This window comes from Mycobacterium sp. 1165196.3 (assembly GCF_001673415.1).
GTDB classification, from domain to species: Bacteria; Actinomycetota; Actinomycetes; order Mycobacteriales; family Mycobacteriaceae; genus Mycobacterium; species Mycobacterium europaeum_A.
This window is the reverse complement of record NZ_LZLU01000145.1, coordinates 21916-28469: the sequence shown is the minus strand read 5'-3', so window position 1 is coordinate 28469 and position 6554 is coordinate 21916. Positions and strand designations below refer to the sequence as shown.

Genomic DNA, 6554 nt, shown 5'->3' with positions numbered 1-6554 from the left:
GGTGTTGCGGAACTCCACCCCGCTGCTCGACGCGAAACGGCGAAAGTCCGGACCGGCGATGTCGGTGAGCGCGCAGATGGCTTCGCTTTGGGTATAGCGATTGGGTGGAAACTTCACCGCAACGCCGGCAATGGACGGATTTCTCTGCGCGATGCCCGACGAGCCGGCGAATTCACGGCTTCCCCCATGGTCCATGTACAGGTGACGGTGCCGCGGCGCCGCCGGTTCAACTGAACACCGCGCGGGTGGCCCGCTTGGCGCAATCGTCCGACTCCTGCGCACGCCTCGAGCGGCGCGCGACGTGGTCCGGTTAGGGTCGGGGTATGCGGGCTCTGGTCACCGGTGCCACCGGTTATGTGGGATCACGCCTGGTCACCGCGCTGCTGGCCGATCAGCATCAGGTGGCGGCCGCGACTCGAAACCCGGCGCGGCTCAAGCGCTTCGGCTGGTTCGACGACGTCACGCCGGTGAAACTGGATGCCGCCGACCCTGCGTCGCTGGCGTCGGCGTTCGCCGGCTGCGGGCCCGTCGACGTGGCGTATTACCTGGTGCACGCGATCGGTCAGCCGGGTTTTCGCGATGCGGACAAAACCGCGGCGGCGAATTTCGCGGCGGCGGCTCGCGACGCCGGGCTGCGGCGCATCGTCTACCTGGGCGGCTTCGTGCCCGCCGACGAAGACCTGTCCGAGCACTTGACCAGCCGGGCCGAGGTGGCCGAGGCGCTCACCCTCCCGGACGGCCCCGAGCTGGTGTGGCTGGGCGCGGCGATCATCATCGGCGCCGGCTCGACGTCGTTCGAGATGATGCGCTACGTCGGCGACCGGTTCCCGCTGATCCCCATCCCGAGCTGGATGGACAACCCGATTGACCCCATCTCCATCCGCGACGTGCTGCACTACCTCGTCGCCGCGGCCGACCGGGACCTGGTGCCCGCCGGGGCATACGACATCGCCGGCCCCGAGACCACGTCCTACCGCGACCTGCTCAAGGCGTACGCGCGCGTCTCCGGGCGCTGGCACACCGGACTGCCGGTCGGCAGGATCGATACCACCTTGGCGTCGCTGATCACCGGCGTCGCGCTGCCGGTGCCGCACGGGCTGGCGGGGGATCTGGTCGAATCGCTGGACCACCCGATGGTGGCCTCCGCCAGCGGCCTGCGCGATCGGGTTCCCGACCCGCCCGGCGGACTGCTGGGCATCGACGAATCCATGGCCCTGGCCCTGGCCGGCCAGTACAAGCACCGGCCGCGTCCGGTCAATGCGCTGGCCGACCCGCACCACCTCGCCAACACCGATCCCGCCTGGGCGGGTGGCGACGCGCTGCGCATCCGCCGACTCGCCCGTCGGGTCACCCCATCCGTCGTGCGGCCGACCCTGGGGCTGGTGAACAGGGTCCCCGGCCCGGTGGCCGGCGCGGTGCGCACCGGCCTCGACCTCCTGATTGCCCTGACCCCGAAGGTGCGTCCCGCATGAGCCAGTCGACGAGCCCGTACCACACCGACGTCCTCACCGAGGTCCGGCGTGCGATCACCAATGTTGCTGTGCCACATAATGAATCGCCCGGGGTGGTGCGGCGCCGGCGGGTCATCGTGGCCATCACGGTGGTCATCGGGGCCGGCGTGCTCGGGTTCTCGTTGCGGCGCCATCCGGGGGATGCAAGCTTTTACTGGCTGACGCTGGCGCTGGCGGCGGTGTGGGCCGCGGGAGCGTTGGTCTCCGGCCCGCTGCATCTGGGCGGCATCTGCTGGCGGGGCCGAAACCAGCGGCCGGTCATCACCGGCACCGGGGTCGGCCTGCTGGTGGGTGGGGCGTTCATTGTAGGCGGGCTGATCGTTCGGCAGATCACTCCCGTGGCGGAGTTGATCACCCGGGTACTGCTCTACGCCCACCACGGGTGGTATCCGGTGATCGTGGCGATCACGCTGATCAACGGCGTCGCGGAGGAAGTCTTCTTTCGCGGGGCGCTCTACACCGCACTGGGCCGATATCACCCCGTGGTGATCTCGACCGTCCTCTATACGTGCGCGACGCTGGCCAGCGGCAACCCGATGCTCGGCTTCGCCGCGATCATCTTGGGAACGGTGTGCGCGTTCGAGCGCCGGGCCACCGGGGGCGTCCTGGCCCCGATGCTCACCCATTTGGTGTGGGGGCTGATCATGGTTCTCGTGCTGCCCCCGATGTTCGGTGTCTGACCTCGCTACCCGCGGACGCGACGACGTCGCGGGCAAAAGCGCGCGTCGCGGCGGAATGGGCGGGCCGAACGCACAGCCAGTACACCCGCCCGGGCAGGCCCCTGGGCAAAAAAGTAGATCGCTGGGTATAACGGGCGCCGCGGCCGTCTTGGCCGGTGATCGCAATCTCGAGCCACTCGCGTCCCGGAGCTCGCTTGGTGGAGCGCAGCCGCAGCAGGGTGCCCGCCGTGCGCTCCTCGACCTGCCAGTCGGCGGCGCGCGAGTTCACGACGTCCTCCACCGCCGACCAGAGCGCGCCCGGGTCGGCGGCGGTCGTGGCGGTTCGAACATCGGTGTAGACGATCTCGCCTGCCCAGTTCGGGTCCGTCGGCAGCGGGTCGGCCGGCTCGGACCGCAGCGACGACCAGGACGCATCGGGCAGGCCACGGCTGGCGCGGTGCAGCGCCAGCTCGACCGCGCGACGGTAACCCGTTAGCCCGCCCGGCGGCGGCGCGATGACGCCGTCGATGTCCGAATTGCGCATCACCGCATCGCATTCCAGCGATTCGACCAGCGGTCGCGCCAGCCCGGACGGAATCGGGGTCACGGTGCCCACCCAGAGGCTGGCGATCGTCGGGGTCAGGAACGGCAGCACGAACAGGTAGCGCCTGCCCAGCCCCGCGACCTCGGCGTAGACCCGCATCATGTCGCCGTATTCCAGCACGTCGGGGCCGCCGATATCCCAGGTGCGCGACGTCGGGACCGGGGCGGTCGCCGCGGCGGCCAGGTAGTACAGCACGTCGCGCACCGCGATCGGCTGGATCTTGTTGTGCACCCATTTCGGCGTGGTCATCACCGGTAACCGGTCGGTGAGGTGCCGGATCATCTCGAACGACGCCGACCCCGAGCCGATGACCACCCCGGCCTGCAACACGACGGTCTCGATGCCAGAGTCGATCAGCACGTCCCCGACCGCCTTGCGCGACGCGAGATGCGGTGAGAGATCACTCTTTTCGGGATGCAGCCCGCTCAGGTACACCACGCGCCGCACCCCGGCGCGCCGCGCGGCCGTCACGACGTTGCCGGCGGCGCGGGTTTCCTCGGCGGCGAAATCCTTGGAGCTGCCCATCGAATGGACGAGGTAGTACACCACGTCGATGCCGTCGAACGCGGCGGTCAGTGAATCGACGTCAGCAAGGTCCCCGCGCGCGACCTCCGCCTGTTGTCGCCACGGCACCTGCGCCAGCTTGTCGGGGTTGCGCGCCAGCGCACGGACGCGATGCCCCTCGTCCAGCAGCCGGGGCACCAGGCGCCCGCCGATGTAGCCGGTCGCTCCGGTCACCAGGCACCGCACCTGTTCGGGCATCGATCCTCCGTCGTTCGTCAGCGAGTCTGACGGGGAGGATTACCGCATCGCCGGGGGATTAAGCGTTGCGGCCGATCAGCGCCACAACTTAGCGGTCGGTGAAGTTGGCGGCGCGCCGCTGCTGGAAGGCCGTTGCGCCCTCGACGAAGTCGGGGGATTTCAGCAGCACCGACTGCCCGTCGAACTCGCGCTGCAGGGCCGGGTCCAACTGGGTCAGCGTGGCCGCGTTGATGGCCAGCTTGGTCTTGGCGAAGGCCACCGCCGGACCACCCAGCAGCCGGGCGATGACCTTGTCCACCTCGGCGTCGAAATCGCCGGCCGGATAGACCGCGGTGACCAGTCCCCACGACAACGCCTCGGCGGCCGTCAACCGTTCCGGAAGCAGCGCCATCTGCATGGCCCGGATGCGGCCAATCGCGGCCGCCACCAACGCCGACGCACCGCCGTCGGGCATCAACCCGATCTTGGTGAAGGCGAGCATGAAAAACGCACTCTCCGAAGCCAATACGACGTCACAGGCCAGGGCGATGGAGACGCCGACGCCCGCCGCGGGTCCCTGAACGACGGCGACCACCGGGTGTGGCAGCGCGGTGATCGCGCGCACCAGCCGGTTGATCTCGAGGATGATCTCGTCCGGCGGGACGCCGCCGCCGTCGGAGACGTCTTCGGCGCTGATGCCCGCACCGGAGCTGAAGCCGCGTCCGGCGCCACCGATGCGCACCACCTTGACCTCGGGGTCGGTGGCCGCGTGCTCCAACGCGTCCGCGATGCCGGTGATCACCGGAATGGTCAGCGAATTCAGGCTGTCGGGCCGGTTGATGGTCACCGACAACACGCCGTCGGACAGCGTGACGTCAAGGCCTGCGACGGGGGCGAGGGTGGCAATCGCGGATGAAGGCATGGGCTCACCATAAGTGACCGGGGTGCGCGGCCCTCCGGCACGGCTGCGAAGATGTCGAACGACCGGTTGTTTGGTAGCGAACGGCGTCAGAGCGGACGAAAGGTCGGTGGATCGTGGCTGGACCGTTGAAGGGACTGCGTGTTGTCGAGCTGGCCGGCATCGGCCCCGGCCCACACGCCGCGATGATCCTGGGGGACCTGGGCGCCGACGTGGTGCGCATCGACCGCCCCTCGTCGGGTCCCGGGGGCGTGGCGAAGGACGCCATGATGCGCAACCGGCGGGTGGTGACCGCCGACCTGAAATCCGACGAAGGCCGCGACCTCGTCCTCAAGCTGATCGCCAAGGCCGACGTGCTGATCGAGGGCTACCGCCCGGGCGTCACCGAGCGGCTCGGCCTGGGCCCCGACGCCTGCGCGAAGGTCAACGACCGGCTGGTGTACGCGCGGATGACCGGCTGGGGCCAGACCGGCCCGCGCAGCCAGCAGGCGGGTCACGACATCAACTACATCTCGCTGAACGGCATCCTGCACTCCATCGGCCGGGCCAACGACCGGCCGGTCCCGCCGCTGAACCTGGTCGGTGACTTCGGCGGCGGTTCGATGTTCTTGCTGCTCGGCATCCTGTCCGCGCTGTGGGAACGCCAGACCTCGGGCAAGGGGCAGGTCGTCGACGCCGCGATGGTCGACGGCTCCAGCGTGCTGGTCCAGATGATGTGGCAGATGCGGGCCTCGGGCATGTGGACCGACGCGCGCGGCACCAACCTGCTCGACGGCGGCGCACCCTATTACGACACCTACGAGTGCGCCGACGGTCGCTACGTCGCGGTCGGCGCCATCGAGCCGCAGTTCTACGCCGCCATGCTGACCGGGCTCGGCCTGGACGGCGCCGACCTGCCCGGGCAGAACGACGTCGGCCGCTGGCCCGATCTGCGGGCCGCGCTCACCGAGAAGTTCGCCAGTCAGGACCGCGACCACTGGGCCAAGGTGTTCGCCGACTCCGACGCGTGCGTGACACCGGTGCTGGCCTTCGGCGAGGTGCAGACCGAGCCGCACATCACCGAGCGGAACACCTTCTACGAGGTGAACGGCGGCCTGCAGCCGCTGCCGGCGCCGCGGTTCTCCCGCACCGCGCCGGAGACACCGCGGCCCGCGGCGCCGGTGACCGACGCCGAAGCGGTACTCAACGACTGGGTATAGTCCCAACCAACCAGTTGGCTGGAATCCAGGGAATCAGGGAAGGACTCGAATGGAGATCAAAGACGCCGTCGCCGTCGTCACCGGGGGAGCGTCGGGCCTGGGCCTGGCCACCACCCAGCGGCTGCTCGACCGCGGTGCCCAGGTGGTGGTCATCGACCTGCGCGGCGAAGAAGCGGTCCGAGAGCTGGGGGAGCGCGCGCGCTTCGTCGAGGCCGACGTCACCGATGAGGCCGCCGTCGGCAAAGCGCTGGACGCCGCCGAATCGATGGGCCCGCTGCGCATCAACGTCAACTGCGCCGGCATCGGCAACGCCATCAAGACGCTGTCGAAGGACGGGCCGTTCCCGCTGGACGGGTTCAAGAAGGTGGTCGGGGTCAACCTGATCGGCACCTTCAACGTGCTGCGCCTGGCCGCCGAGCGGATCGCCAAGACCGAGCCGATCGGCCCCGAAGCAAGCCCAGAGCGTGGCGTCATCATCAACACCGCCTCGGTCGCCGCGTTCGAAGGCCAGATCGGTCAGGCCGCCTACTCGGCGTCCAAGGGCGGCGTGGTCGGGATGACCCTGCCGATCGCGCGCGACCTGTCGCGCGAGCTCATCCGCGTGGTGACCATCGCGCCGGGGCTGTTCAAGACCCCGCTGCTGGGTTCGCTGCCCGAGGAGGCGCAGAAGTCGCTCGGCAAGCAGGTGCCCCACCCTGCCCGGCTGGGTGACCCGGACGAGTACGGCGCGCTGGCCGTCCACATCGTCGAAAACCCGATGCTCAACGGCGAAGTCATCCGCCTGGACGGCGCCATTCGCATGGCGCCCCGCTGAGCCGCAACCCGTTCAGCAAGACGAAAGCCCCCCGCATCGGCGGGGGGCTTTCATTACCAGGCTCAATGATTACTTACGGAACCATCGACTGACGTTGGGTTCGGCCA

Annotated in this window: 6 protein-coding genes and 1 pseudogene; 4 read left to right on the top strand and 3 right to left on the bottom strand. The window is 69.4% G+C overall.

The window, feature by feature from the left end:
- Positions 1 to 195, bottom strand: a pseudogene (locus A5659_RS16090) (type III polyketide synthase); the annotation flags it as partial.
- Between the two features lie 128 nt (positions 196 to 323).
- On the opposite strand from A5659_RS16090, the gene A5659_RS16085 reads away from it, so the two are divergent.
- Together A5659_RS16085 and A5659_RS16080 are read left to right on the top strand one after the other, a co-directional pair.
- Positions 324 to 1472 carry an NAD(P)H-binding protein gene (locus tag A5659_RS16085; protein ID WP_066868723.1) on the top strand — a complete coding sequence of 383 codons (1149 nt, stop codon included), beginning with the start codon at positions 324 to 326 and terminating at the stop codon, positions 1470 to 1472.
- On the top strand, positions 1469 to 2191 hold the full coding sequence (locus tag A5659_RS16080; RefSeq protein WP_067182436.1) for a CPBP family intramembrane glutamic endopeptidase: 723 nt from the start codon (positions 1469 to 1471) through the stop codon (positions 2189 to 2191). The genes A5659_RS16085 and A5659_RS16080 overlap by 4 nt, the downstream gene beginning before the upstream one ends.
- On the opposite strand, the gene A5659_RS16075 is transcribed toward A5659_RS16080, so the two are convergent.
- Together A5659_RS16075 and A5659_RS16070 are read right to left on the bottom strand one after the other, a co-directional pair.
- Positions 2154 to 3536, bottom strand: a complete 1383-nt coding sequence (locus A5659_RS16075; protein WP_066878643.1) for a DUF2867 domain-containing protein — start codon at positions 3534 to 3536, stop codon at positions 2154 to 2156. The genes A5659_RS16080 and A5659_RS16075 overlap by 38 nt on opposite strands.
- Positions 3537 to 3624: 88 nt before the next feature.
- On the bottom strand, positions 3625 to 4437 hold the full coding sequence (locus tag A5659_RS16070) for an enoyl-CoA hydratase (protein ID WP_067024783.1): 813 nt from the start codon (positions 4435 to 4437) through the stop codon (positions 3625 to 3627).
- Positions 4438 to 4550: 113 nt separating this feature from the next.
- Between A5659_RS16070 and A5659_RS16065 the strand changes: the two genes are divergently transcribed.
- The gene (locus A5659_RS16065; protein ID WP_067182432.1) at positions 4551 to 5633 is read left to right on the top strand and encodes a CaiB/BaiF CoA-transferase family protein; all 1083 of its coding nucleotides are present in this window, start codon (positions 4551 to 4553) and stop codon (positions 5631 to 5633) included.
- A 49-nt stretch (positions 5634 to 5682) separates the two neighbouring features.
- The gene (locus A5659_RS16060) at positions 5683 to 6447 is read left to right on the top strand and encodes a 3-hydroxyacyl-CoA dehydrogenase (RefSeq protein WP_067182428.1); all 765 of its coding nucleotides are present in this window, start codon (positions 5683 to 5685) and stop codon (positions 6445 to 6447) included.
- Positions 6448 to 6554 lie beyond the last annotated feature (107 nt).